The sequence below is a fragment of the Escherichia sp. E3659 genome (genome assembly GCF_005781135.1).
GTDB lineage: Bacteria > Pseudomonadota > Gammaproteobacteria > Enterobacterales > Enterobacteriaceae > Escherichia.
Genome location: NZ_VATQ01000015.1, coordinates 297022 through 323169, shown reverse-complemented (window position 1 = coordinate 323169; position 26148 = coordinate 297022). Strand labels below are relative to the sequence as shown.

Here is a 26148-nt window from a genome sequence, read left to right as displayed (position 1 = left end):
AACGAGTAGCGATTTTACGTCTGAAAGAATGCTATGGCCTTCTCTGAGAACCACCAACACCATGCGTTTTGCAGTTCAAAGTCATCAGATAAATGTGGCGGCTCCAGGGCAGAAGGTAATTTCAGGATGAAAGTTATTTTTTTATCATAAAATTTAACATTTTTGAGATTAATCCGATAAGATAAGGCTATCCCAATTTCCCTCCCCCCTAAATATTGGATTAAGAGATGGTTCAGGATTCATCAGCATTAGCCCCCTTCTTTCGCGCTCAAATTGAAAAAAATAATCAATACAATTCAGTTTGGGGCAAACACTACCGCGAGCTTGTAGAACAGATTCAGGCCGAAAAACCAAACTTTTCTGAAGCCACGATTCGGCAGGTATGGTATGAACGTGACAATGGTGTCTCCAGCCTGATGCAAGGTGGGATGTCATTGGTTGAATTTGAAAATGCACAAAAAGACCTTCTAACACTCACCCGTCAGATAGCAGAAGAGTGTACACAAGAAAATTATAATCGGGTCATTGAACGCCTTATCAAACTTAAAGCGGACGGAGTATTAAATAAGGTATATAGGGCTCTTTGTAATCGTGCTTTTGCAGCAATATACCCATCAAAAATTAGCAGTGTCGTGAATGTTAATAATTTTTTTAGTTGCTACAATTATTGCAACAACCATTTCCAGCTAGGTCTTTCCAGAGAACGGGAGTGGCTGGCTCGCAATGTTGATCTTAAAGAAACGCTAAATCGTGCGCTGGGTGATGATATCGACCCTATTGAGCTGAATATGTCACTTTGGCATCTCTATGCGTATGAAATTCAGGATAAAAATGCTATCGGTTTAGTTGGAAGCGAAAGTGCTTTACAAGAAAATGAGCAAGAAGATGATGTTATAAGTTCGCCATTGCCTAAAAACACAATTCTCTATGGCCCGCCAGGTACAGGTAAAACATATCGTACTATTGAGCTTGCTGTACAAATTTGTGATCCGATCGCTTACTCCCTGCAGGAGGGTAAGGATGAGAGTGAAAAACGTCGCGAGTTGAAAAAGATTTATGATCAGCTTATCAAAGAAAATCGAGTGCGTTTTATCACCTTTCATCAGAGCTTTGGTTATGAAGAGTTTATTGAAGGTTTAAGAGCTGAGACTACTGATGACGGTAATGTAAAATACGAAATAAAGGCAGGTATTTTTAAGCAGATATGCGAGGATGCCGCCTTTGGTCATGCTGGTGCGCAGGAAATGTTGGATAGCGCACTTACTCGCCTACAAGAACGTTTATCTGAAGGTGAAAATATCACGCTGGAAACACAACAGGGTAAGGCCTTCCAGCTGACGTATAAAAGTCAAACCAACTTTGGAATTTTTCCGTCACAATCGAAAAAAGAGGATTTAGGACAGGGTTACAATGCCTATTTGAAGGATATTCGGCAAGTTTATCAGGATCCACGAGCAAAAGTACATAATCCATCTTATGTACGCAGTATCCTTAACTATTTAATTAATCAACGTTATCTGCCTCTGAATACTCAGAGCGTAGCTTCAGAAAAAAAGGAAAACTATGTTCTCATTATTGATGAAATAAATCGGGGTAATATTTCAAAAATTTTTGGTGAACTAATTACCCTTATTGAGCCATCTAAACGGGCTGGTGAGCCAGAATCGCTTAGCGTATTGCTGCCATACTCTTCCACTCCATTTAGTGTACCGAATAACCTTTATTTAATTGGTACCATGAACACCGCTGATCATTCGCTTACTGCACTTGATACTGCACTACGTCGCAGATTTGATTTTGAAGCGATGCTGCCAGATATTACTGTTCTGAAAGATACTGTCATTAAAGGTATTGATCTGCCTCGTCTATTGCAGACGCTTAACGATCGCATCCAGGTTTTATACGATAGAGAACATATGCTGGGGCATGCTTTTTTTATCCCTGTTGTGCAGGCAAAAGAAGACGAAGCTCTGGCATTTGAAAGATTCAAACGGATTATGCGAAATAAGATACTACCATTGCTGGAAGAATATTTTTACAATGACTGGCAAAAAATTCGCATGGTACTGGCTGATAACCAAAAAGAGGAAGCACCAGATCTTCAATTTGTACGTGAGGTGAAATACCAGAAAAAGTATGCCGATCTCTTTGGTGATAACGGAACAGATGACTTGGGAACCAGTTTTCACCTGGCAGCAGAGGATGACAACGTTTGGGACAATCCAATCGCCTGGCAGCAAATTTATGCACCTCAAAAAGAAAAACGCAGGAGTGCGGAATGAAATCTTCCAGTCATTTCACTGTGTTCGAATACGGGCATTTAGTGAGTGAGGAAGGTGATGCCCGTATAAATAATGCGGTAGTGCTACCTGCAGACCTATTTAAATGGCTTGAGCTGCGCTGTCTGAAAGACGATGCTGATAATACTCATCGTTTGCTCACCCTTAGCAGCCGGAATGGAGTAAAAACGCTGCAGGTAAAAAACTATGCAGGAGTAATCTCACTGCCAGGGGGGCGATTTCTCGAAATCCTGCCTAAAACAGGTCAGGATAATGAGGATACTGTTCGTCAACAATTACTGATGATGTTACGTACGTTAAAATCATTTCGTCATATTGCCTCCTCTGAATCTGGCGTCAAAATATCTAAAATGCCTCTGATGGATATCTTTATTCAACAATTTATAGAGAGCGTGCGTAAGATTGTGCAGAGAGGGTTAAAACGTGACTATTTACGTCAGGAAGATAATCTTCCATGGATGAAAGGAAGATTACGGATCTCTGCACAATTAAGCAAAAACTGTATTAGGCGGGATCGTTTTCAGGTGGAGTATGACGAGTACAGCGTCAATCGTCTGGAAAACCGGATACTCAAAACTGCAATCAATAAGATTAGTCGCCAGACCAGTAATCCACAATTATTACAGCAGATAACACAGCTGCAGTTTCACTTTGAAAATATCACGTCAGTTCATGATGCTTATATAGCTTTCGAGCAGTTACACTTTGATAGACACATGCATCACTATGAGCAAGCATTAGCGTGGGCGAAGATGATTTTATTGGGCGATTCTCCACACTGTATGTATGGGGATGTTAATGCTTTTTCACTGCTTTTCCCGATGGAGGCTGTTTTTGAATCTTTTGTGACGACATGGATGCGTTATCGTTATTATGATAAATGGCGAGTGGACGCACAGGTAAATTCAAAAAATCTGATTAGTTATAACGGTAAAGCTTTATTTAAGCTGCGGCCTGATATTTGTTTACGGCCTCGTAAAAGTACTACTGGTTCAGTTATTACCTGTGATGTTAAATGGAAGATAGTAAATGGCAGAAAGGACAGTCTTGAACAATCTCAAGCCGATCTCTACCAAATGCTTGCCTATGGATTGAATTACCAGGAGGGGGAAGGTGATATGATTTTGATATACCCCTATCATAACGGATTTAATCAGCCATCTCCTCATCCTTATGAATTTAGCCATCAGAAGGAAAATAGGTTACGTTTATGGGTTGTACCTTTTTTTATTGGCGAGAGTTTACAGACATCAGAGTTGCGTTTTCCTAGTGGGGCTGAATTTATTTAGTATTTGTAGGCTATCTCTTTATACAATTTATTTGTCTATTTGTATGCACAAGATAGCCTACCTCACCCCCTAAAAACCTCTTTCCGATGCCACTCTACAAACCCCTCAAAAGGGTAATTTTTACGCACCTGTGGCAACGCAATAGTTTTCCCGTCAAAATCCCAGAATAATCTCTCAACGATACCTCCGCCGTTTACCGCATCTGATACCAGCACCCGCATATTTTCATCCAGGCCAATCGATCCTTTATCAAAGGCTTTATGGTGAATTGCGCAAAGCGCCAGACCATTAGGGATTTCACAAGGGCCGCCGTGCTGTTTCCATTTTATATGCGCTGCTTCCAGTGCGACGGTGGTGTCATCGTGGCGCATATTAAAGCCACATATCGCGCACTGGTAGTTATATGCGCGCAATACAAGTTTGCGAAATAACGGGTCGCGCTGTTTACGGATTTGCTGGAGATCAAAACCCAGCTCGTCAGCAATTTCTTCCTGAATACTCTCGGTGAAGTGCGCTTCGAGTATCTGTTGTGCCAGAGTATTAATGAGTTTTTTATTGCCAGTTACCAGAGCGTAGTGCTGTTCATCGAAACCGCCTGCAACGTGGTGTTCGGTCAGTTCCTTCACTGGCGGTTGTCGGCAGCTCCCTGCTGTTGAGCAAAGCCCGGCATTGTGTAATTGCCAGAATCCGTCGCCTTGTAATCGCCAGAACGGCATATCAGGTCGGTACTGCGAACGCTGTGGCCCAAAACGTTCCAGTAAACTGTGCAGAGGTTCGTAGATTTCCGAGCCATAATCGAAAAGGCGCGGATGTCCATTCAGGTATCCCGCTAATACGTATAGCAGTAACAATGGCTTATGAGGTGCGCGCTGTTCACCCTTGTGCCAGATTTTTATGTTGGCAATTGCCTGCTGTAGCGATTTACTGGAAGCCATTGATATCCCTGGCAGTGAAATAATTGCGATCATGCTCGCAAATTTTCTGCTGTTCAAGCCTGCAAGTGAAGATATATTACCTTGATCTCATTTGTTTTTTTGCTGCCTGTTCTGAGAACGTATAAGGATATTCCCCATGAATAAACTTCCCGACCATCTTCCGCGGCGGTATATCATCGAAGCTATCCATTTATGGGATGCGGGAGAAACTCATCAGTTCCAGCCTGCACGGTTGTATGAGATTGAATATCATGGCCGACGTTACCCCTCGAAGGCGATTGCTGGCATCGCAGCGACATTGATGACGGGGACGCAATTTACCCCTGCGGATTTCACCGGCGGAATAAAATCTAAATGCGTCAAGCTACTCATAGATCAGGGATTTCACATTCATCAGGATAAAGCCACTGCGGCTCCCATAGCCGACGTTCTGTTCCCGAATGAGTTGCCGTCGCAGGAGAAATTCGTTGAAGGTGCGGCAATAAAGGTGACGGTAAACCGCTATGAACGCGATAAAAAGGCCCGCGATAAAGCAGTCGAACATCACGGATGCCAGTGCAACGTATGCGGAGTGGATCTGGTGAAGATCTATGGCGATATCGCTGAGGGCTTTATCCATATGCATCACCTTGTGCCGCTTTCAGCCATTAAAGAGGATTACCAGCTGGATCCGGTTAATGATTTGCTGCCTGTTTGCCCTAATTGCCATGCGATGCTGCACCGACGCAAACCACCGTTTACGCCGGAGGAGTTAAAAGCGTTGATGAATGCAAATAAATCAAATTAATGAACGCTCATCTTTCGCGCCAAAACTGCAAAATAGCGTCAACAAATTTGTCTACAATCATCCCCCGACTGAAATGACGGCTTCGTAGCGCCGTCGTCCAGTTCTCCAGCGTTCGGTACGCTGAACCGTTATATCCCTTGCTCAAGTTATTTGGATTTTCATCAGGCGCGTTTGTCAGTTCTCTTTTAAAGTGATATGGCGGGCGCAGGATGTATCTGCGCAAACCGCGCCAGTTATTTATTCCGGGATGAACAACATCTTTATTTTCAGGCAATGGATACCCTGAAAAGTTAGTTTTGCACAGTAACTTTATTATCTTTCACTGAGAGCAACACTGAATCCGCCACTGCTTTACCACCCGCAGTTTCACCGCCAATAATCAATAGACTATTATTCCAGGGCAATGATACTCCGTAGGCCCGACCTTGCGTCAGTTCGCCAGATTTCTCCCATTTCCCGTTATGCCACAGATAAATATCAGCGCTATATGATTTTTTCAGGCCTTCATGCGCATAGTTCTTACCGTTCTGGTAATTTGCCCGCGAGCCTTTAAATCCGGCCCCTCCGGCAAATATAAGAAAATCATTGCTTATCCCCGCAAAACCGCCAGCGACGCCATCTGGTGATGAGACGGGAGGAAGCTTATTCCATTTTACGTTATTGCCGGTAAGATCAAGTTCAAATACGGCATCTGTCCGCAGTCCAGGCTTTGCTTCACCATTAATAAGCCAGGTTTTATTACCTTTATTCACAACCGCCGCACCAGCCGTCCCGTACCAGGGCGATTCACCAGCGTAACTCCATTGCTGTGTAGAGGGATCAAAAGACAACAAAAACTTATTGAAGAAATAATCTTCTGCTTTTTTGTCAAAATAGTGGGCGTTGATTTTATCTATAGTTGCTGAATCTTTTCCAGCCTCGTTGAGATCTTCAAAATAGCCATTGAAGATATTTTGGTTAACACCGCCAGTAACATAAGCCTTGCCGTTGTGAACAAAAGTCACATGACCCGCCATGCCCATCGGTGCGTGTGACATCAATTTAATCCAGGTATTAGTTGCTGGGCTATATTTGTACACATCGTTGAACACCCTGGTTAAACCTAGTTGGTTTTTGCCAATACCGCCAAATACATACAAATCACCATCAATAAATGCGGACGTTGCTTGATCTCTCGCACCACCGGGGAATTCAGCCAGAGCTGTCCATTTTTTATCTTTGGCCTGTGTGTCCAGCTTGTACCATGCCGTTCCTGCACTACCTAAACCAATGTAGACAGTGTTGTTATCAATTGCACCAGTACCACTTTTAAATGGTACTGGAATTTCCGGTAATACAGACGCGTTCGCGGCAAATGATGCCATCATGATAGCAAGCGCCGTTATTGTTCTCTTCATTGTGAATTACTCCTGCTCGCTGGAATTCAAATGTTGCACCATGTGCCTGTATACCTTTTATACCAAAACTAAGTAGCAATCTTTGCAACAGCATCAGTTTTGTTGTGTCGGTCACAACTTATGCAATGGGGGAGCAGGTTAATCCATTGTTATGTTGGACGACACGTTATGTAAATTGGTCAACCATTATTGCGATGAATGTCACATCCCCCGATCACTAACCGCCGATTCTCCTTTGTTGTCATTTACGTCAACCGGCAGGAGAGTAGATTTCTTGTGATGTGGTTAACCAATTTTAGATTTCAGGTTGACATGTATTACCAAAAGGTAGAACTTATACGCCATCTCATCCGATGCAACTCCACGGCTGCGGTCTGGTCGTTCATTCGGATACCTAAACAACTCCGGGGTTCCGCGTCTCTTCGCTGTTGAACCCACTACGTGAAAGAGGAATAAACATGGAACAGACCTGGCGCTGGTACGGCCCTAACGATCCGGTTTCTTTAGCTGATGTCCGTCAGGCGGGCGCAACTGGCGTGGTTACCGCGCTGCACCATATCCCGAACGGCGAAGTATGGTCCGTTGAAGAGATCCTCAAACGCAAGGCTATCGTTGAAGACGCAGGTCTGGTGTGGTCTGTCGTGGAAAGCGTGCCAATTCACGAAGATATCAAAACCCACACTGGCAACTATGAGCAGTGGATCGCTAACTATCAGCAGACCCTGCGCAACCTGGCGCAGTGCGGTATCCGCACCGTGTGCTATAACTTCATGCCGGTGCTCGACTGGACCCGTACTGACCTCGAATACGTGCTGCCAGACGGCTCCAAAGCTCTGCGCTTCGACCAGATCGAATTCGCTGCATTCGAAATGCACATCCTGAAGCGTCCAGGCGCAGAAGCGGACTACACCGAAGAAGAAATTGCTCAGGCAGCAGAACGCTTCGCCACTATGAGCGACGAAGACAAAGCGCGTCTGACCCGTAATATCATCGCAGGTCTGCCGGGCGCGGAAGAAGGTTATACCCTCGACCAGTTCCGTAAGCACCTGGAGCTGTACAAAGATATCGACAAAGCGAAGCTGCGCGAAAACTTTGCGGTCTTCCTGAAAGCGATCATTCCAGTTGCCGAAGAAGTTGGCGTGCGTATGGCTGTTCACCCGGACGATCCGCCGCGCCCGATCCTCGGCCTGCCGCGTATCGTTTCCACCATTGAAGATATGCAGTGGATGGTTGATACCGTAAACAGCATGGCGAACGGTTTCACCATGTGCACCGGTTCCTACGGCGTGCGTGCCGACAACGATCTGGTTGATATGATCAAGCAGTTCGGTCCGCGTATTTACTTCACCCATCTGCGCTCCACCATGCGTGAAGATAACCCGAAAACCTTCCACGAAGCGGCGCACCTGAACGGTGACGTTGATATGTACGAAGTGGTGAAAGCGATTGTTGAAGAAGAGCACCGTCGTAAAGCGGAAGGCAAAGAAGACCTGATCCCGATGCGTCCGGACCACGGTCATCAGATGCTGGACGACCTGAAGAAGAAAACCAACCCAGGTTACTCCGCAATTGGTCGTCTGAAAGGCCTGGCCGAAGTTCGCGGTGTCGAACTGGCGATCCAGCGCGCTTTCTTTAGCCGTTAATATCCACCGGCATGGCTGCGCGCCGTGCCGGTTCCTTCTTCCTTGCCGTCACTCTCTGAAGACGGATTCTGGAGTTTACGATGACTACTATTGTTGACAGCAATCTGCCGGTTGCCCGCCCGTCATGGGATCATTCTCGTCTGGAATCACGCATTGTGCATCTCGGTTGCGGGGCGTTTCACCGCGCGCACCAGGCGCTGTATACCCATCACCTGCTGGAAAGCACCGACAGCGACTGGGGTATCTGCGAAGTTAACCTGATGCCAGGCAATGACCGCGTGCTGATCGAAAACCTGAAAAAACAGCAACTGCTGTACACCGTGGCGGAGAAAGGCGCAGAAAGCACCGAGCTGAAAATTATCGGTTCGATGAAAGAAGCTCTACACCCGGAAATCGACGGTTGCGAAGGTATTCTCAACGCGATGGCGCGTCCGCAAACGGCGATTGTCTCCCTGACGGTCACGGAAAAAGGCTATTGTGCCGATGCGGCAAGCGGTCAGCTGGATCTCAATAACCCGCTGATCAAGCACGATCTGGAAAACCCGACTGCGCCGAAGTCCGCGATTGGTTACATCGTCGAAGCCTTGCGCCTGCGTCGTGAAAAAGGGTTGAAAGCGTTTACGGTGATGTCCTGCGACAACGTACGTGAAAACGGTCATGTGGCGAAGGTTGCTGTTCTGGGGCTGGCTCAGGCACGCGATCCGCAGCTGGCGGCATGGATTGAAGAGAACGTCACCTTCCCGTGCACCATGGTTGACCGCATCGTTCCGGCGGCGACGCCAGAAACTTTGCAGGAAATTGCTGACCAGCTGGGCGTTTACGACCCGTGCGCCATTGCCTGCGAACCATTCCGTCAGTGGGTAATTGAAGATAACTTCGTTAATGGCCGTCCGGACTGGGATAAAGTCGGCGCGCAGTTTGTTGCCGATGTTGTACCGTTCGAAATGATGAAACTGCGTATGCTTAACGGCAGCCACTCTTTCCTGGCATACCTCGGTTACCTCGGCGGCTATGAAACCATTGCCGACACCATGACTAACCCGGATTATCGCAAAGCGGCCTTTGCCCTGATGATGCAGGAACAAGCGCCAACGCTGTCGATGCCGGAAGGGACTGATCTGAACGCCTATGCGACGCTGCTGATCGAGCGTTTCAGCAACCCGTCTCTGCGTCACCGCACCTGGCAGATTGCGATGGACGGTAGCCAGAAGTTACCGCAGCGTTTGCTGGATCCGGTGCGTCTGCACCTGCAAAACGGCGGTAGCTGGCGCCACCTGGCGCTGGGTGTGGCTGGCTGGATGCGTTACACCCAGGGCGTGGATGAGCAGGGTAATGCTATTGACGTGGTAGACCCGATGCTGGCCGAGTTCCAGAAGATCAATGTGCAGTATCAGGGCGCAGACCGCGTGAAAGCGTTGCTGGGCCTGAGCGGTATCTTTGCCGATGATCTGCCGCAAAATGCAGACTTTGTTGGCGCGGTGACTGCGGCATATCAGCAGCTGTGCGAGCGCGGCGCGCGTGAGTGTGTGGCTGCACTGTAACTGACTGATTACCCTACAGACTTACTGGTCAATCAAAATCATATTTGGTTGACCAGTTTTCGTTTTTTGCCCACCTGTACGTGCCAACTTCCAGTGCTAATGGTATAGTTTGAAATTAACGGTCAACGTAAAATTGCCCGGTAAGCAAGCCTGTCGGGCCTACGGATCAATCGCAATTTATTGAATATGCACTCTTTGTAGGCCGAATAAGGCGTTCACGCCGCATCCGGCAATAATTTGATTAATCGCATCTAACGGACACAACATCATGAAATCTGCCACCTCTGCGCAAAGACCTTACCAGGAAGTTGGGGCGATGATCCGCGATCTGATCCTTAAGACGCCGTACAATCCTGGCGAACGGCTACCGCCGGAGCGTGAAATCGCAGAAATGCTGGATGTCACCCGCACGGTGGTGCGTGAGGCGCTGATCATGCTGGAGATCAAAGGGCTGGTAGAAGTACGACGTGGTGCCGGTATTTATGTGCTCGACAGTTTACCCAGCCATAATGCAGAGAGCGCAGAGGCCAACGTCTGCAATGACGCCGGTCCTTTTGAACTGTTACAGGCGCGCCAGTTGCTGGAAAGTAACATCGCCGAGTTTGCCGCTTTGCAGGCTACCCGCGAAGACATCGTTAAAATGCGTCAGGCATTGCAACTGGAAGAGCGTGAACTGGCCTCCAGCGCGCCGGGCAGCAGCGAAAGCGGCGACATGCAGTTCCACCTCGCCATTGCCGAAGCGACGCATAACAGCATGCTGGTGGAACTGTTCCGTCAGTCCTGGGAGTGGCGGGAAAATAATCCAATGTGGATCCAGTTGCACAGCCATCTCGATGACAGCTTGTATCGCAAAGAGTGGTTAGACGATCACAAACAAATCCTGGCTGCGTTAATCAAAAAAGATGCCCGCGCGGCAAAACTGGCGATGTGGCAGCATCTGGAGAATGTGAAGCAGCGCTTGCTGGAGTTCTCAAATGTTGATGACATCTATTTCGATGGTTATCTGTTTGATTCGTGGCCGTTGGATAAAGTGGACGCCTGATCCCTCATTTCTGGTGCAAAGTTGAACCGCTTTGCACTATGTATGTTCCCTGAATAATTAATTATGTTCTGCAGAATATATTATGCGTAATTTAATCATTACGTACGATATATTGTTTTGGAATAATTATATATCAGTTTAACGCTGAGAAATTATTCGGAATAATCAGAATATGTTAACGTATTTCCGTTATGTTTAATGACTTTTGTCAAATGATACCTTTTTAAATAAAAAGTCAGTGGATATTCTTTTCTGTACAGTGTTTTATCTTTGGCGGATCTTATAAATCCCTTATGAAAGTGCCAGGGACGCAATGAGCATAAAGGAATGATTATGGAATATGAGCATCAACCCAGTGGTGTCCAGCAGCCAGGGCAGGATACAGATGCCACTAAACGTCAGGAGTGCGCAAAATGATGCGCCAATCAGTTCAGACGGTATTACCTGAAAGTACAGGGAACAATACGTTATCGCTGCGTGATTCCGTATGCCGGGATCTCTTTCAACTTTTTAGTTCTCCCCATTCACCGCTACCAATATTACTTGTTTCAGGCATGCCTGAGTGGCAAGGGCATAATCAGAGCGACAAGCTTCTCCAGAGTTGGTATTGCCGCCAGTTACGTTCAGCGCTTTTATTTCATGAGCCACGTATTGCGGCATTGCAGGTCAATCTGAAAGCAGTCTATTGCCACGAGTTGGTCATTAGTCTGGAGATGATGCTGTACCACGATGATGAGCCGCTAACGTTTGACCTGGTCTGGCAGAAGGGGAGCTGGCATCGCACGATGCCGCAGTAAATGATGAGAAACGCGATACGCGCAAGACGTATCGCGTTAGGTCACAATTAGTGGGAGGTTCTGATTGCTGCTTTCAAGGCCGGAAGTCGGGATGGACTGGCACTGAGCTTATCAATCCCCATAGTGAGCAGTCGTGCTGTTTGCTGGGTATCTCCAGCCATTTCGCCGCACATACTGACCGGAATTTCATTATTACGTCCGGCCTGACACACCATAGCAATAGCGTTAATCACCGCGTCATTACGATAATCGACCAGTTCCGCGACGGTACTATTTCCTCTGTCTGCCGCCATAATATATTGCGTCAGATCGTTGGTGCCGATGGAAAAGAAATCGACTTCACTGGCTAATTTGTCTGCAATCATGACTGCGGCAGGAACCTCAATCATAATTCCCAGCGCCGGAAGATTTTCTGCAGAAAACTTTCAGCCAGGTTCAATCTCCAGCTCGCGCAGTTCACGCCAGAAACGCTCTGCAACGGGATTCATCCGTGTGTTCATCCGGTATGCGTAGGCCTGAATCGGGATAACTAATTCGTCTCGATTCAGGACAATGAGCTGCCCGCTGCGAATTTCTTGTTGTATGGCGTACTCCGGTAGCCAGGCAATCCCACAGCCGTCGAGGGCAACCTGCTTTAATAACTCGCTCATTGAAGACACGAAAAAGGTGCTGAAACTTAACTCGCCGTGGCGCGTCAGGGTGCGGTTAATCAATCGCCCCATGTAGGAATTACGACTGTAGTTGAGTAGAGGAAAGTGCGGCTGCGCGAGGCTAAAAAGCGCTTCCCCCTGTTCGTTAACGGCGCAGACGGGGAACAGACGAGATTCAAACAACCGAATGTGGTCGAACGGCGCTTCCAGTAAGTCCTCGTCGTGAAAAGAAAAAATACAATCACTTTGCCCTTCGCGCAGTTTATCGACCGCTTCATCGACATCAATAGCTTCAATCGCCCAGGTAAAGAGCGGTGGCATCTGGCTGATAATGGACGGTAACAGCCCGAGGGAAAGAGAGTGTGCAGCGGCTATTTTAATTTTGCGTTGCGCGTAATCGCTGCCACCACGGAGTTCTGCAAGGTTGCTCTCTAACTGTTGCAACAGATGGCGGATCTGCGAATGGAATATTTTCCCTTGTTCCGAGAGTTGCAGCGGCGTCACCTGGCGATTAAATAACTCAACGCCAATCGCCTGTTCCAGCGCGCGTATCCGGCGGCTGAATGCCGGTTGTGAGACGTTGCGACTGACTGCCGCCTGGGAAAAGTTACGGCATTTTTCCAGCGTTAAAAAATCGTAAAGCCATTTGGTTTCAATATTATGCAAGACCGAACCATTGTCATCCATTGCGTTTTACTCTGTCAGCCGCCCTTGCGGGCATTCTACGTCCATTCGGGCGGCTGACAACTGCTTATGCAGTTTCAAACGTTCCTTTCACACACGCTTTGCCGTCTTTAACCATCAGTTTGCCGCGAGCGTATACCTGCTCAATACGCAACTGCGGTGTCATCACTAACAGATCTGCGTCATTGCCCGGCAGAATTTCGCCTTTACCGGTCAGGTTGAGGAAACCAGCGACGCTGCTGGTGAGTGGACGCAGGGCATCGCTGATACTAAAGCCATAGTCTTTGACTAACACTTGCACGGTTTCCAGCAACGTTTCAAAACCGGCAACACCGATATGGGTTAAATTCCCTTCGTCATCGAAGAACGGCTGGCTACCGTTGCCGTCGGAGCTGAGGGTGACGCGGGCCAGCGGAATACCCGCCTGAACGGCGCGGGCAATACCTTCGGCAGGGGCGACCGGTTCGTCAATGCTGCTGGTGATATCGATGGTGCCGCCTTTGCGCGCGAACTCCAGCGCCTGCTCAAACAACGGGACGTTGCGGTTAACGTGGGTCGGCAGCAACTTGCTGATGGGGACGTCACAGTTCTCAAGAAGGTCATAGATGGGCTGTAAAGCCTTTTTGCTGTCGCCCATGTGGAACACGGTGACGCCAGGTTTACCGCCGAGCAAACCTCCAACGCGGGATTCCGCCGCCATATTGGCCAGGTGATAAACGTCCGGCGCGGCCGAGCGGTGATCAGAGATGGCGCATTTCACGCCAATCACGCGATCGATAATCGCCACATCTTTTTCCACCGAGCCTGTAATGGTACGGGAAGGCACATGATAAGCACCGGTCAGCATCCAGGCGCTGATGCCTTCTTCATTGAGCGCACGAGTCTTGGCGAGTAAAGATTCCGGGTGGCGAGAGATAGAGTCGGTGCCGAGCAGACCAACCACTGACGTGACGCCCGCTTCTGTCAGACGACTTAATGCCACTTCCGGCGTACGTGTGGTAGGGCCAGCTTCGCCGCCGCCGCCAATTAAATGGACGTGTTGATCAATAAAACCTGGGCAGAGGATCTGCCCGCTGAGATCGACAACCGTGCAGTCCGGTACGATGTCAGAAGGGATGTTACTGGCAACGGCAATAATCTTGCCGTTAGCAACGAGGACATCGCAAATTCCCCGATCTTCCGGCGCATACAAATGCGCTCCCTGCAGCAGGGTAAAACCGGCTGCGGAATAATCAATCATGGTAACTCCTTGTTAAACAATAAGCTGCATAACCCAGATCGACAGCAATGCGTTAATCACGCAGACCGTAATGATATGCGGGTAATATTTGGCATTCACTTCGGCTGTTCCCAGGCAGCGACCAACATTTTGCACCGGGTTGCCCATTAAATACATCGCGGGAAGTAATACCGTGACATCGTGGCCGGTTAATGCGCCAGCGGTCGCCAGGCTGGCGGCAACGCCGACTGCGCCGCCCATACTCATCAATGCGGCTAAAAGGACAGTTGCCGCTTCGCCGGGCAATCCCCACAACGCCATCACCGGTTCACAGATATGTCCCACCCAGTCGAGCAGACCAGTAATTTTCAGCGCCTGAATAATGACAAATGCCATCACCACGTTCGGCAGCAGGTTGGTGGTGGCGATAGTAAAGCCACGGCGTGCGCCATCGATAAACATATCCATGACATTTTTGCGGACCTGAGTTGTCATGCTTGCGCTCCTTGCGTTGGGTTGCGACGTTCTTCGAAGTTAAGCCAGACGCGCAAAATGTTGGCACCGACAAATTTAAACACCAGGATGACAGCTAAAGGTACGATTACGGACGTCCCCAGAAAGGCAAATACGGCGACGCCAGAAGAGAAATAGTTGGTGATGATGGCGCTACCGCTGGTTTGATAAGCGGCGAAAATCACTTTATCGCGCTCGGTAATTTCCCCTTCCTGCGCCAGTTCTTTAGTCATACCAGCGGCGGCATCGGTGTTTTGCAGGTTGGCGATGAGCGCCAGTGAACAGATGCCTGGAATGCCCAACAACGGTTTTAGCACGGGCGTCATTAACTGCTGCGCGGCGCGCAATCCGCCAAGACCATCAGTAATCGAGATAATTCCCAGCGAGAGAATCACTGACGGTGCCAGTTCCAGCGCGAAGAGAAAGCCATCTTTAGCTCCTGTGCCACCTGCGCCGCGAAACGAGGTGGTAGCTCCATTCGCACCAGGCAGTTGCCCAAACGATCCGTTCAGAACGGAAAAGTCAAAAACGCGCCACCAACTGTCTGTCCCGGAAAAAACTCCGGAAAAAAAGATAATCGTGAGAAAAAAGGCCAGATACCCTTTAACACCCACTTTTTCTGTCGCCAGCTCCCCAGCTACAGCATCCCCTTGTTGTGTCATAACAATCCCCATTGTTTTTTTGTGTATGTGTGTTGTGACTACCAGGAAAATTCCTGGAGCTGAAAAACCTTATCAGCCATGTGGGTATGGGGAAAATGCAAGTATGTTTCTGGCTATGCGTTTTTTGCATAGTGGAAAAATTACGCTGCGAGGAGAACCTTCCTGTAAGGATTGAGTTGCAGAAAATTCATAAACACGATGACAATAACGGCTGGTGAGTAAAGGCGGCGAATACAAGGACGAATGCAAAATGGCAAAATACAACGACAAAGAGCTGGCAGAGACGAGCAAGTTTTTAAGTTTTGTCCTCCGACATAAACCGGAGGCGATTGGCATCGTGCTGGACCGTGAAGGATGGGCGGATATCGATAAGCTCATACTCTGTGCACAAAAAGCGGGCAAGCGGTTAACCCGCGCATTACTGGAGACTGTGGTCGCAACCAGCGATAAGAAGCGCTTTAGTTATTCCAGTGATGGTACGTGTATTCGCGCCGTTCAGGGGCATTCGACTTCGCAGGTCGCCATTGCCTTCATCGAAAAAACACCGCCACAATTTCTCTACCACGGTACGGCAAGCCGTTTTCTTGAGGCGATAAAAAAACAGGGGCTGATTGCAGGGGAGCGTCATCATGTGCATCTCTCTGCTGATGAAGCAACGGCCCGCAAAGTCGGGGCAAGACACGGTTCGCCGGTTATCTTAACCGTCAAAGCACAGGAAATGGCGAAACGAGGGATCCCTTTCTGGCAAGCGGAAAACGGGGTCTGGCTGACATCAACGGTTGCGGTTGAGTTTCTTGAGTGGTAAGGGAAACAGCCCTTATGAAGCGACCACTTGTAGCTTAAATAATTACACTGTGCTGATAAGCGCAGCAATAAACAACGCCGCCGCGCCGCAGAGAGTGGCGCTGGCAAGCGCCGATGTTCCATTGCCGAGCATACTGGTCAGCGCCGGGCCGAGAATTTGCCCAATGCCGTAAATGAGCGTCACAAAGCCTAAAAGATTGAGATTTCCCGGTACGCTCAGTTGGCGGGCGATAGTCATCACCAGAGATGTCGTGCCCATAAAGGTACCGCCAAAACCGATACTACTGATGATAAGCAAGAGAGGCGAGTCGCTGGCGAGAGTAAGCAGCACACAGATAGCCTGCACCAGTAAATTCGCCGTCAGGCAGGGTAAAGCCCCCCAACGTTTGGCTGCCCATAGCCAGCCAAAGCAACCAGGCACAATTGATAAGCCGACTAACGTCCAGAGATGGGCGGTTAACAATGGTGAGCCTGCATCTTTCGCCATGAGCGGCAGGTAAGTCGCGACGATGATATAACCAAATCCCGCCAGGCCGTACAGAATAGCCAGTAACCACCAGCTCATTATCTGTTGCTCCGTTTTTGCCAATGGCGTTGGTGCGATGGCGTGTTTTTTCGAGGGCATTAAAAGCGTAAGTGCAATCAGCATCATGCCAGAAAGCGCCCCGGCGCCTTGCCATAACGTTTGCGAGGAGAGGGCAAAATGCAGGCCTGCCAGAACATATTCATTGCCCAGCGCGATGCCAATGCCAACGCCAGAAAACAAAGCTGCCAGCACAAAAGGATGGCGCGTGTGCTGCATAATCAGCGTCGAACCAAAAATCAGCATTCCGGCGCTGGCGACACCCGCCAGGAAGCGAATCAACAACACCAGAATAAATGGCGGTAACCATGCCATTGCGAGGATCAACAATCCGCTCGCCAGGGCAGAAGCCAACAGAAATGGGCGCAGGCGCGACGGCTGGTGAAATGCGCCAAACGAAAATAGCAGACTGCCAGCCAGATACCCCGCATAGTTGCCGCTGGCAATCCACGAGAGCTGGCTAAATGAAAACGCCCCTTCCGCCATCATGACGGGCAACATAGGTGTATAAAGGAAGCGACCTAATCCCATACCTAAGGTCAGAACCAGCATCCCGAAAAGCGCGGTGCTGAAAGAAAAGCGTTCTACGGGATGCGAGGACGGGGGCATGTTTCACCTTGTTTGTATTTTTTTGTAGTTAACAAGTTAATAACAAAAAGGTGAAACATGCCAGCCTGTTAATGTGATGATTTAGGGGTAAAGCGATAAAAATGATTTGGTTCGCTAACGATATAAATATTACCAGAGGCATCCATCGCAACCCCTTCGGCCTGTTTGATGTTATGCGACAAACCTCGACTGCCTTTGGTCAGTGACATTTCACCGATAACCTCGCCAGCCAGTGTTACTTCCTGGAGTGCGCGTGATTCATGAGACAGCACCAGAAGCGTATTTTTTTGTTGGTTAAATTCCGCGCCGGACACATCATCTAAAGTAAATTGCCGTTGTAGTGCCTTGTCTTTGCTGATGTGCAATTCATTGCTACTTAACAGCCCGTTAACTTTGTAGACCTCAATCGGGTTTTTCTCTTTAAAAAACCAGAAAGTGTGATCCTGGCGAGAGTAGGCTAACCCTTCAAAACCGCAATTGGTTGGGGATTCCTGCAGCGGGATTTTTATTTTTTTGAGGATTTTTACTTCCGAGTTTGGGGTTAGTGAAATCACATAAATGGCATAATCGCGCTCATCGCTAATGACAAACTGATTATCGCCAATGTATTCGATCGTCTCGAGATCTTTAACAAAATCCAGAGGAATAGTGCGGATCAAATCGCCATTGGTGGTCATTTCAACAATGGCGGCAGGTTTGTTGATAGTGCTAAACAGGGTATTGCTCTGTGCCGACCAGGTCAGCGAGGAGATATTATTCGTTACGCCTGCAATTTCTTTGCCATCAATGGTGGCGTGGTAATTCTGAAATGATGCTGCATGATTGCTTTTACGGGCGCAAGATTGCACGAAGAAAGTACACACTGCCACAATGGCAAAAAGAATCACAATAACGGAGATGCGTTTACTTAACGAAATACTTTTTGTCACGGTAATCCCTTTAAGGCAAATCAATAAGATATCGAGAAGTATACGTAGCGATCTTAATGAATCCTTAACGCGGAGAAACCCCGTAATGTGCAATGCAGCGCCAGCCACCATCCTGCTGGCAATAAACTGATTCCGTATGACCGGGGATTACCCATTGTGTTTCTTCGCCAGGAAGACAGGTCAGCCAGATGCATAACCCACAGCCGCCGCGTAACTCTCGGGGAATATCGGCGACGCGAAAAGTCATCCCTGCTGCCTGTAACGCCTTACGAGTTTGTACAACGCCGACGGTTGAGTGAAATAAAAACAGATACTCTTTCATGTGCGTTTTCTCTGCCGCTGACCAATCACCGCCGCGCCAATTGCGCCAGCGAATTGCGCATCAGGGTGAGTTTGTACCGGCATTCCCAGATGGCTTTCCAGCATGTGGGTAAACCTCTGACAGTGACTCACGCCGCCAGTGAACAGAATCGGCGCTTCACAAGAGAGGCGGCCAATGAAATTGGCGCTGCGCCGCGCCATCGCGTTAATCACTCCGGCGAGAATCGATTCCGCTGGTACGCCCGCAGAACGCAGACTGATCACTTCCGATTCGGCAAACACAGTACACATGCTGCTGATGGCGTGCGGCGTGACATTTTCGGTGATGCTGTCGAGTTCCTCGACGCTGGCGCCCAATGTGCGGGAAATGACTTCCAGAAAACGCCCGGTGCCTGCCGCGCATTTGTCATTCATCAGGAAGTCGCACAGGTTACCGTCGGCATCAAGCTGAATGACTTTGCTGTCCTGACCGCCGATGTCGATCACCGCGCGCGTTGCTGGCGCAAGAAAGCGTGCGCCCAGCCCGTGGCAGGAGATTTCCGTCACCTGTTTATCGGCAAAATCCACCAGTTGCCGCCCGTAACCGGTCAGCGTCAGAAACGGCACTGTCTCTAACCCTTCACGCAGAGTTTCCCAGGCTTCAGTAATTGCCGTTGCCGGACGAAATGGCGTAGGAACAAGGAAACGGCGCGTAATCACGCCGTCTGCCAGTAAGATCCCTTTGGTGGCGGTAGAACCGGAATCAATGCCAATCGCATATGTCACCACCGCTCCTTACAACATCTCAATAAAGGCTGCGACGCGAGTACTGAGTTGCCCGATATCCGATGTGGAGTAGTCTGTTTCTATGGCGATGTAAGGAACGTTATGCTGCTGACGAACGTGGCGTTTAATCGCCAGCGATTCCACCGCGTAGGTATGGCACGCCTGTAAAATTACATCGACCACGCCATCGACCTGATACTCCTTCACCATCTGGCTGAGCATTTTCAGGCGTTGATCGTTTGGCGAAACACAGGAACAGCCAATTGCCAGATATTTATCCGCCAGTGCGTCATACACATCGCCCGTTTCCGCCACGCATTGCTCGGTCGCTTTCGCGCCGGTGCAGTTTTCATAACCAACCACCCAGCCGCCATTCTCTTCAATCGCACGCACGACTTTCTCTGCCGCACCACCAATCGGGCAACCGGTAATTAAAATTCGTGGCCGCGGGTCCAGTCTCTGGCCCTCTTCCCATTGCTGACGAACGCGGGCAGTCATCGCATCCAGTTCATTGATCAACGCCTCTTTATCGAACCGGAAAGTTGCGCCATAAACCACTTTCAGAATGTCGCTGCCGCTAAGCGCCGGAGGATTTAACTGCCCCAAATGATAAAAGTTGGCCAGTGCGCGACGTTCGCGGTTTTTCAGTACAATGGCATCGCGCAACGCGTCTTCGGTGATCTCGTGCCCAAAACGTTCTTCCACCGCTTTTTGTAAGCGAAGCATCTCGGCTTTCCATAACGCACGCGAGGCATCGTCTTGCACGCTGTTTGGTAATTGCATGACATGAACGGGCTTAAACTCCGCCATGTATTCGTACATTTTCTTTTTGCCGTCGCAGGTGGTTTCACCGACCACCAGATCAGAAAAATAGAAGTAGGGGCATTTGTCGGTTTTACCGAAGCCGTAGCTGCTTTTAATCAGCGGGCAGAGGTTACGCGGCAGATCTTTCTCGGCTTCTTCAATGGTTTCATCAGAGGTGGAACAGAGCGAAACCACAACAGCACCGGCAGCCATCGGGATCTCTTGCGGCATAAACGTACAATAGGTGCCAACCAGCGGAATGCCGCGCTCTTTGAGATCCATAACGGTGAGAAAGCCTTTCTGGCGAGCTTCGGAGAACTGATCGAAAATGGCGGGTAGATCGGTGACAAGTGACATGATTTTCCTTCCCCGTAACACGGGAGATAATGAAAAGAGGCCACATTATTACCATGTTTTAAGTGTGGTTTATTTGATCTCTCTCGCGGTTAGCCATTTAGCTTTTATCATCGATTTCTAAAAGTTGCCGAGGGGTAACAAGGCCGGAATTTGCGATAAAAGATACAATATCAGCCCAATACAACCGCCGACCAGCGTGCCGTTAACGCGGATAAACTGGAGATCTTTGCCGATATTTAACTCGATTTGCCGGGACATATCCCGCGCATCCCAACTTTTTACCGTATCGCTAATGTGGCGAGTCAGGAATGCCGAAAACTCTGGCGCGACGCGGTGCGCGGCCTGTTCCAGATGACCATTTAACGAGGCGCGCAGGGCATCATCGGCAATTAATGTCTCGCCAAACCACTGTCCCGCTCGCGCGATGCGTTCCTTCACGCGAGAATCTTCGCTGTTGATATCCGCTTTCAACCACTCCCGCAAATCTCCCCACAATTCACCAAGATAGCGGTTAAATGCCTCATCTTCTTTCAGATAACTTTTCACGGCGTCGGCCCGCGCCGCCATTTCCGGATCGTTTTTCAGTTTCTCGATCAGAGCGAAGGTAGCGCGATCAAACGCATGGCGGATCTGATGTGCGCGATCGCGGCTGATATCATCAAGCAAAGAATTCACGGCGTCAGAAACCAACTCTGCGCTATGTTCGCCCAGCCATTCAGTGGGCAAAATTTTGGCTTTCAGCGGATGCTCGCTCTCCAGCCAGCGAACAATTTGCTGGGCAATAAACTTGCGCGATTTATCGCGCTGAAGCAGGGCGATCAGTTGTGCGATCAACGTATCGAGCAGTACCTGATGACGATCGTTTTTGGTCATGCTCTCCAGCATCAGTGCACTGGTGCCGGAAAGATCCACTTTATCGATCGCCTTGTGCACCGCGCGCTTAAGCAGACGCTGAATACGCGCATCATCGGTCAGTTCGAGAAAACCACTCATGATCTGCAACAGATGCTGCCCAACGCGACGGGCGTTTTCCGGTTGACTAAACCAGTTGCCGATTAACAACGCCGGTTCATGACGCCGGATTAGCGCTACCAGCGACTGAGTATCGAGAAATTTTTCCTGCACGAACTGGCCGAGATTTTCGCCAATCCGGTCTTTATTACGCGGAATAATTGCTGTATGACGAGAAATAATCGGTATCGGCACGCGGCGAAACAGTGCCACCACCGCAAACCAGTCCGCCAGCGCGCCGACCATCGCCGCTTCGGCAATCGCCTTCACGCCGCTCACCCAAAAATTGGGCGGCAAAAACAGCGTAACGATAAAAGTCGCGGCAGCAACGAGCAGCAAAGAGAGCGCCAGCATTTTGGCGCGTCGGAGTTCAATGATTTTATTCATATCGTAAGAATAGAGCCTGACGGTAAGAAAACGCAAAAAGCGAGATATCTTCCATAAAAATGTATCGCTTGCAGGAGAACAAAAATAGCCTGGAAAGTGCCTCGGGGAATGGGAAATTGCCAGGTGAGAATGGTTTTGTTAGTCGCTAAAGTCGGGCCATCTTATCAACAGGTGACGGATCGCCATGACAAACTTCACGACCAGCACGCCGCATGACGCATTATTTAAATCCTTTCTCACGCACCCTGACACCGCGCGGGATTTTATGGAGATCCACTTACCTAAAGATTTACGTGAACTGTGCGATCTCGACACCTTAAAACTGGAATCCGCCAGCTTTGTCGATGAAAAATTGCGGGCGCTACATTCCGATATTCTGTGGTCGGTAAAGACCCGCGAAGGTGATGGTTATATCTATGTGGTGATTGAACATCAGAGCCGCGAGGATATCCATATGGCGTTTCGCCTGATGCGCTATTCCATGGCGGTGATGCAGCGCCATATAGAACATGATAAACGCCGGCCGCTACCGCTGGTCATCCCGATGCTGTTCTATCACGGTAGCCGTAGTCCTTATCCCTGGTCTTTGTGCTGGTTGGACGAATTTGCCGACCCGACTATCGCACGGAAGCTTTATACCGCCGCGTTCCCGCTGGTGGATATCACTGTCGTGCCAGACGACGAGATTGTGCAGCATCGCAGAGTCGCCCTGTTGGAGTTGATCCAAAAGCATATTCGCCAGCGCGATCTGATGGGACTTATCGACCAACTGGTAGTATTACTGGTTACAGAGTGTGCTAATGACAGCCAGATAACTGCGCTGTTAAATTACATTTTACTGACTGGCGATGAAGCGCGTTTTAAGAAGTTTATCAGCGAACTTACCCGTCGAATGCCACAACAAAGGGAGCGAATAATGACGATTGCAGAGCGAATTCATAATGATGGATGGCTGTTGGGGAGGGAGAAAGGGAAAGAAGAAGGGGAACAGCGCCTCCTCCGATTGTTGTTGCAGAATGGGGCAGATCCTGAATGGATACAACGATATACTGGACTTTCAGCAGAGCAAATGCAGGCATTAGAGCAGCCCTTGCCTGAAAGCAAGCGCGATCCATGGATCGAATACTAATCAGAGACTGATGACAAACGCAAAGCTGCCTGATGCGCTATGCTTATCAGGTCTACATTATCTCTGCAATCTATTGAATTTGCGCGGTTTGTAGGCCGGGTAAGGCGTTCACGCCGCATCCGGCATGAACAAAGCGCACTTTGCCTAAGTCATGCTGGAACGTGGCGATGTCGCTATAAAGATAAAACGAGTCACACGCTATTCGTGAGAGGAAATCAGGTGCTTCGCCACTAATTCGAATTTATTCCATTGCCCGATACACTGCCTCGCCAATTTGCTTCAGTGCTTCGCGATAGGTTTCGCTGAGCGGCAAAGCGCAGTTGATGCGCAGACAATTACGGTATTTGCCGGAAGCCGAGAAAATCGAGCCTGCCGCCACCTGGATTTTCATGCGGTACAGTTGCCGCGCGACGCAGACCATATCGACCTGTTCAGGCAATTCTATCCACAGTAAAAATCCGCCTTTCGGGCGCGTAATACAGATTTCGCAGGGAAAATATTCCCGTATCCAGCAGGTATAAAGCGCCATATTGCGCTGATAGTTCTGCCGCATCCGCCGGATATGGCGATGATAGTGACCTTCCAGCACAAACGTTGCCGCCGCCATTTGCGTGGACGGTACATTAAAGCTGCTGGTGGCATATTTCATATGCATCAGTTTATCGTGATAACGTCCCGGCGCGACCCAACCCACGCGCAGGCCAGGCGCAATGCTTTTACTGAACGAGCTGCACAGCAGCACCCGGCCGTCGATATCCCAGGAATGAATGGTCCGCGGGCGCGGATACTCCGTTGCCAGTTCGCCGTAGACATCATCTTCAAAAATCACAATATCATGACGCTGAGCGAGAGAGAGAACGGCCCGTTTGCGCGCGTCCGGCATAATAAATCCCAGCGGATTATTACAGTTTGGCACCAGAATGATACCTTTAATCGGCCACTGTTCCAGCGCCAGTTCCAGCGCTTCAACGCTGATGCCTGTTTCTGGATCGGTTGGGATTTCAATCACTTTCACACCCATACCGCGCAGCATCTGCATTGAACCGTAATAACAGGGGGATTCGACCGCAACAATATCGCCCGGTTTACACACCGCCATTAACGCCAGCGACATCGAGTTATGGCAGCCGCTGGTGATGATGATGTCATCGGCGGTGACTACCGAGCCGCTGTCGAGCATCAGGCGGGCAATCTGCTCTCGCAACACTCGCTGACCGGCTAACAAGTCATAACCGAGAACGGTTTGCAGATTATGCTGCACCACCCGGCTTAGCTCCCGCCACAGCGGTTTCAGGCTGGGCGTTTCGACATCCGGCGTGCTTTTGCTTAACGGAACAATGGAACTGTCGCTATGCGCTACCAGCATATCCAGTACCTGGTCCCACTGGGTAATCTCCACCGGGCGCTGCACCGGACGCGTCATCGGCGGTACTGGCGGCTGGGCTTTACGTTGTGCGACAAAATAACCCGAACGCGGCTGCGGAGTGATGAGCTTCATCGTCTCCAGCGTCTGATACGCCTGCTGCACGGTACTGATGCTGACGCCGTGCTCCTGACTTAAGCTGCGCACCGACGGCAATTTCTCCCCGTGGCGATACAGCCCTTGCTCAATCCGCTCGGCAAGCAAAGTCGCCAGATGTTGATAACGCGTCATGCTGTACTCCTTATTTGGACCATACAGAGAGAAAAACCGGTACAGATGAGGCTAAAAAACCGGATGCAGATGCTGTTTTAACCTGTCTGTATGTTAAATAAAAGTAATATTTGAATCTGTATTGTGAACTGCCAGAAGGCGGATGATGAAGCCTCTGAAAGATGAGGAGGCAGCAGATGGAATTTCACGAAAACAAGGCCAAAGCGCCGTTTACTGGCATCGTACAACTCTGGCAGGCGGTGAGGACCTGGTGGCTGAAAAAGCAGACCCGGCGCGTGTTACAGCAGATGAGTGATGAGCGGTTGAGGGATATTGGGTTACGCAGGGAGGATGTGGAGTGAGGGGGCAGTTCGTCGCGGATAAACAGGATTTCTCTATAACCTCCACAAGGAAGTGGTTATTATTGCGAAATCATCGCTTTACGGAAAGACGTCAGAATGAAAGCAACAGAAGCCCGCTTACTCGATTTTTTAAAACGTTCGCAGCAGTTTGTTATTCCCATTTATCAACGCACCTATTCATGGACGGAACAACAATGTCGGCAACTTTGGGACGATATCATTCGTGCCGGAAAGCGTAACGATATATCAGCGCATTTTATCGGTTCGGTTGTTTATATTGAGCAGGGGTTGTATCAGGTTTCTGGTATTTCTCCGTTGCTGGTCATTGATGGTCAACAACGGCTGACGACCGCAATGTTGCTGATTGAGGCTTTATCGCGCCATCTTGGCGAAGACGAAGTTTTTGATGGCTTTTCAGCAATGAAATTGCGTAATTATTATTTACTCAATCCTTATGAGTCCGGTGAGAAAGGTTTTAAATTACTGCTGACCGAGACTGATAAAGACAGTTTGCTGGCGTTAATAAAACAAAGACCAATGCCAGAAAACTATTCCCATCGAATAATGGAAAACTTTACTTTCTTTGATGAACAAATTGCCAAACTCGGGGATGACTTGATCCCCTTATGTCGTGGGTTAGCAAAGTTATTAATTGTCGATGTGGCGCTTAATCGTGGTCAGGATAATCCGCAACTGATTTTTGAAAGTATGAACTCCACCGGTAAGGCATTAAGTCAGGCCGATCTGGTGCGCAATTTTATTCTGATGGGCCTCGAACCAGAGCATCAAACCCGGTTGTATGAAGATCACTGGCGTCCAATGGAAGTTGCCTTTGGTCAGCAAGGTTACAGCGAATATTTTGACAGTTTTATGCGTCATTATCTGACGGTAAAAACGGGGGAGATCCCTCGGACAGATGAAGTCTATGAGGCATTTAAACTCCATGCCCGCAGCCAGAGTGTTGCTGAAAAAGGCGTAGATCGGCTGGTTGAAGA

The 26148-nt window shown here is 49.1% G+C and carries 23 protein-coding genes and 3 pseudogenes; 11 read left to right on the top strand and 15 right to left on the bottom strand.

Translation table 11 applies throughout. From position 1 onward, the window contains the following. Positions 1-227: 227 nt before the first annotated feature. Complete coding sequence (locus tag FEK47_RS13570; protein WP_138183211.1) at positions 228-2282, top strand: McrB family protein; 2055 nt, start codon at positions 228-230, stop codon at positions 2280-2282. Beyond that, positions 2279-3589, top strand: coding sequence for an McrC family protein (locus FEK47_RS13565; RefSeq protein ID WP_138183210.1), 1311 nt, complete (start codon positions 2279-2281; stop codon positions 3587-3589). The genes FEK47_RS13570 and FEK47_RS13565 overlap by 4 nt, the downstream gene beginning before the upstream one ends. A 62-nt stretch (positions 3590-3651) precedes the next feature. On the opposite strand, the gene FEK47_RS13560 is transcribed toward FEK47_RS13565, so the two are convergent. After that, complete coding sequence (locus FEK47_RS13560) at positions 3652-4524, bottom strand: phosphorothioated DNA-binding restriction endonuclease (RefSeq protein ID WP_135486731.1); 873 nt, start codon at positions 4522-4524, stop codon at positions 3652-3654. 136 nt (positions 4525-4660) lie between these two features. Here FEK47_RS13560 and FEK47_RS13555 point away from each other — a divergent pair, with 136 nt between their 5' ends. After that, positions 4661-5311, top strand: coding sequence for an HNH endonuclease (locus tag FEK47_RS13555; RefSeq protein WP_135486730.1), 651 nt, complete (start codon positions 4661-4663; stop codon positions 5309-5311). A 7-nt stretch (positions 5312-5318) separates the two neighbouring features. On the opposite strand, the pseudogene FEK47_RS13550 reads toward FEK47_RS13555, so the two are convergent. Both FEK47_RS13550 and FEK47_RS13545 read right to left on the bottom strand, forming a co-directional pair. Next, a pseudogene (locus tag FEK47_RS13550) lies at positions 5319-5498 on the bottom strand (sialate O-acetylesterase); the annotation flags it as partial. A gap of 103 nt (positions 5499-5601) precedes the next feature. Continuing rightward, complete coding sequence (locus FEK47_RS13545; protein WP_135486729.1) at positions 5602-6708, bottom strand: N-acetylneuraminate epimerase; 1107 nt, start codon at positions 6706-6708, stop codon at positions 5602-5604. A 458-nt stretch (positions 6709-7166) separates the two neighbouring features. Here FEK47_RS13545 and uxuA point away from each other — a divergent pair, with 458 nt between their 5' ends. From uxuA to iraD, 4 genes are all read left to right on the top strand, one after another. Next, the gene (gene uxuA / locus FEK47_RS13540) at positions 7167-8351 is read left to right on the top strand and encodes a mannonate dehydratase (RefSeq protein ID WP_000438582.1); all 1185 of its coding nucleotides are present in this window, start codon (positions 7167-7169) and stop codon (positions 8349-8351) included. Positions 8352-8431: 80 nt separating this feature from the next. After that, positions 8432-9892, top strand: coding sequence for a fructuronate reductase (locus FEK47_RS13535; protein WP_135486728.1), 1461 nt, complete (start codon positions 8432-8434; stop codon positions 9890-9892). A gap of 268 nt (positions 9893-10160) precedes the next feature. Continuing rightward, a complete protein-coding gene (gene uxuR / locus FEK47_RS13530; RefSeq protein ID WP_130216613.1) occupies positions 10161-10934 on the top strand; it encodes a Uxu operon transcriptional regulator in 774 nt (257 codons plus the stop codon). 413 nt (positions 10935-11347) lie between these two features. Further along, the gene (gene iraD / locus FEK47_RS13525; protein ID WP_033555723.1) at positions 11348-11731 is read left to right on the top strand and encodes an anti-adapter protein IraD; all 384 of its coding nucleotides are present in this window, start codon (positions 11348-11350) and stop codon (positions 11729-11731) included. 47 nt (positions 11732-11778) lie between these two features. Here the strand turns inward: iraD and FEK47_RS13520 are convergent. The 5 genes and pseudogenes from FEK47_RS13520 to FEK47_RS13500 all read right to left on the bottom strand — a co-directional run. After that, a pseudogene (locus FEK47_RS13520) lies at positions 11779-12150 on the bottom strand (putative PEP-binding protein); the annotation flags it as partial. Positions 12151-12156: 6 nt separating this feature from the next. Continuing rightward, positions 12157-13068, bottom strand: coding sequence for a hypochlorite stress DNA-binding transcriptional regulator HypT (gene hypT, locus FEK47_RS13515; RefSeq protein ID WP_135486727.1), 912 nt, complete (start codon positions 13066-13068; stop codon positions 12157-12159). 64 nt (positions 13069-13132) lie between these two features. Beyond that, positions 13133-14305 carry a beta-aspartyl-peptidase gene (gene iadA / locus FEK47_RS13510; RefSeq protein ID WP_130204694.1) on the bottom strand — a complete coding sequence of 391 codons (1173 nt, stop codon included), beginning with the start codon at positions 14303-14305 and terminating at the stop codon, positions 13133-13135. A gap of 12 nt (positions 14306-14317) precedes the next feature. After that, a complete protein-coding gene (locus FEK47_RS13505) occupies positions 14318-14779 on the bottom strand; it encodes a YjiG family protein (protein ID WP_000211971.1) in 462 nt (153 codons plus the stop codon). Further along, positions 14776-15459 carry a nucleoside recognition domain-containing protein gene (locus FEK47_RS13500; protein ID WP_001298014.1) on the bottom strand — a complete coding sequence of 228 codons (684 nt, stop codon included), beginning with the start codon at positions 15457-15459 and terminating at the stop codon, positions 14776-14778. The genes FEK47_RS13505 and FEK47_RS13500 overlap by 4 nt, the downstream gene beginning before the upstream one ends. Before the next feature lie 250 nt (positions 15460-15709). On the opposite strand from FEK47_RS13500, the gene kptA reads away from it, so the two are divergent. Continuing rightward, a complete protein-coding gene (kptA, locus tag FEK47_RS13495) occupies positions 15710-16264 on the top strand; it encodes an RNA 2'-phosphotransferase (RefSeq protein WP_130216607.1) in 555 nt (184 codons plus the stop codon). Positions 16265-16306: 42 nt separating this feature from the next. Here kptA and FEK47_RS13490 read toward each other — a convergent pair whose 3' ends face one another. From FEK47_RS13490 to FEK47_RS13465, 6 genes are all read right to left on the bottom strand, one after another. Next, on the bottom strand, positions 16307-17455 hold the full coding sequence (locus FEK47_RS13490; protein ID WP_135486726.1) for an MFS transporter: 1149 nt from the start codon (positions 17453-17455) through the stop codon (positions 16307-16309). A 68-nt stretch (positions 17456-17523) separates the two neighbouring features. Further along, positions 17524-18384, bottom strand: a complete 861-nt coding sequence (locus FEK47_RS13485) for a YjiK family protein (protein WP_130221722.1) — start codon at positions 18382-18384, stop codon at positions 17524-17526. 64 nt (positions 18385-18448) lie between these two features. Further along, positions 18449-18706, bottom strand: a complete 258-nt coding sequence (locus tag FEK47_RS13480; RefSeq protein WP_130221721.1) for a DUF3343 domain-containing protein — start codon at positions 18704-18706, stop codon at positions 18449-18451. Next, entirely contained in the window at positions 18703-19470 is a 768-nt protein-coding gene (gene yjiL / locus FEK47_RS13475; protein WP_135486725.1) for a putative 2-hydroxyacyl-CoA dehydratase activator YjiL, read from the bottom strand. Before yjiL ends, FEK47_RS13480 begins: the two co-directional genes overlap by 4 nt. A 9-nt stretch (positions 19471-19479) precedes the next feature. Next, positions 19480-20631 (bottom strand): double-cubane-cluster-containing anaerobic reductase, encoded by a 1152-nt coding sequence (locus FEK47_RS13470; RefSeq protein ID WP_135486724.1) that lies wholly within the window; start codon positions 20629-20631, stop codon positions 19480-19482. A 117-nt stretch (positions 20632-20748) separates the two neighbouring features. After that, a complete protein-coding gene (locus tag FEK47_RS13465; RefSeq protein ID WP_130221719.1) occupies positions 20749-22029 on the bottom strand; it encodes a DUF445 domain-containing protein in 1281 nt (426 codons plus the stop codon). Positions 22030-22213: 184 nt separating this feature from the next. On the opposite strand from FEK47_RS13465, the gene FEK47_RS13460 reads away from it, so the two are divergent. After that, a complete protein-coding gene (locus FEK47_RS13460; RefSeq protein ID WP_135486723.1) occupies positions 22214-23158 on the top strand; it encodes an Rpn family recombination-promoting nuclease/putative transposase in 945 nt (314 codons plus the stop codon). A 241-nt stretch (positions 23159-23399) separates the two neighbouring features. On the opposite strand, the gene FEK47_RS13455 is transcribed toward FEK47_RS13460, so the two are convergent. Beyond that, positions 23400-24812: a PLP-dependent aminotransferase family protein gene (locus FEK47_RS13455; RefSeq protein WP_135486722.1), complete on the bottom strand. Its 1413-nt coding sequence runs from the start codon at positions 24810-24812 to the stop codon at positions 23400-23402. A 142-nt stretch (positions 24813-24954) separates the two neighbouring features. Between FEK47_RS13455 and FEK47_RS13450 the strand changes: the two genes are divergently transcribed. Together FEK47_RS13450 and FEK47_RS25430 are read left to right on the top strand one after the other, a co-directional pair. Continuing rightward, the gene (locus FEK47_RS13450; RefSeq protein ID WP_236928526.1) at positions 24955-25107 is read left to right on the top strand and encodes a cytoplasmic protein; all 153 of its coding nucleotides are present in this window, start codon (positions 24955-24957) and stop codon (positions 25105-25107) included. Between the two features lie 142 nt (positions 25108-25249). Then, positions 25250-26132: pseudogene (locus tag FEK47_RS25430) on the top strand (DUF262 domain-containing protein). Positions 26133-26148: the final 16 nt, after the last annotated feature.

Coding starts and splice junctions, on each gene's coding strand:
- FEK47_RS13470 (WP_135486724.1), bottom strand. CDS start 20,631: ATGTCACTTGTCACCGATCTACCCGCCATTTTCGATCAGTTCTCCGAA.
- kptA (WP_130216607.1), top strand. CDS start 15,710: ATGGCAAAATACAACGACAAAGAGCTGGCAGAGACGAGCAAGTTTTTA.
- FEK47_RS13500 (WP_001298014.1), bottom strand. CDS start 15,459: ATGACACAACAAGGGGATGCTGTAGCTGGGGAGCTGGCGACAGAAAAA.
- FEK47_RS13490 (WP_135486726.1), bottom strand. CDS start 17,455: ATGCCCCCGTCCTCGCATCCCGTAGAACGCTTTTCTTTCAGCACCGCG.
- uxuR (WP_130216613.1), top strand. CDS start 10,161: ATGAAATCTGCCACCTCTGCGCAAAGACCTTACCAGGAAGTTGGGGCG.
- FEK47_RS13555 (WP_135486730.1), top strand. CDS start 4,661: ATGAATAAACTTCCCGACCATCTTCCGCGGCGGTATATCATCGAAGCT.
- iraD (WP_033555723.1), top strand. CDS start 11,348: ATGATGCGCCAATCAGTTCAGACGGTATTACCTGAAAGTACAGGGAAC.
- FEK47_RS13450 (WP_236928526.1), top strand. CDS start 24,955: ATGATGAAGCCTCTGAAAGATGAGGAGGCAGCAGATGGAATTTCACGA.
- hypT (WP_135486727.1), bottom strand. CDS start 13,068: ATGGATGACAATGGTTCGGTCTTGCATAATATTGAAACCAAATGGCTT.
- FEK47_RS13465 (WP_130221719.1), bottom strand. CDS start 22,029: ATGAATAAAATCATTGAACTCCGACGCGCCAAAATGCTGGCGCTCTCT.
- FEK47_RS13570 (WP_138183211.1), top strand. CDS start 228: ATGGTTCAGGATTCATCAGCATTAGCCCCCTTCTTTCGCGCTCAAATT.
- FEK47_RS13460 (WP_135486723.1), top strand. CDS start 22,214: ATGACAAACTTCACGACCAGCACGCCGCATGACGCATTATTTAAATCC.
- FEK47_RS13560 (WP_135486731.1), bottom strand. CDS start 4,524: ATGGCTTCCAGTAAATCGCTACAGCAGGCAATTGCCAACATAAAAATC.
- FEK47_RS13535 (WP_135486728.1), top strand. CDS start 8,432: ATGACTACTATTGTTGACAGCAATCTGCCGGTTGCCCGCCCGTCATGG.
- FEK47_RS13545 (WP_135486729.1), bottom strand. CDS start 6,708: ATGAAGAGAACAATAACGGCGCTTGCTATCATGATGGCATCATTTGCC.
- FEK47_RS13505 (WP_000211971.1), bottom strand. CDS start 14,779: ATGACAACTCAGGTCCGCAAAAATGTCATGGATATGTTTATCGATGGC.
- FEK47_RS13480 (WP_130221721.1), bottom strand. CDS start 18,706: ATGAAAGAGTATCTGTTTTTATTTCACTCAACCGTCGGCGTTGTACAA.
- FEK47_RS13455 (WP_135486722.1), bottom strand. CDS start 24,812: ATGACGCGTTATCAACATCTGGCGACTTTGCTTGCCGAGCGGATTGAG.
- FEK47_RS13565 (WP_138183210.1), top strand. CDS start 2,279: ATGAAATCTTCCAGTCATTTCACTGTGTTCGAATACGGGCATTTAGTG.
- uxuA (WP_000438582.1), top strand. CDS start 7,167: ATGGAACAGACCTGGCGCTGGTACGGCCCTAACGATCCGGTTTCTTTA.
- iadA (WP_130204694.1), bottom strand. CDS start 14,305: ATGATTGATTATTCCGCAGCCGGTTTTACCCTGCTGCAGGGAGCGCAT.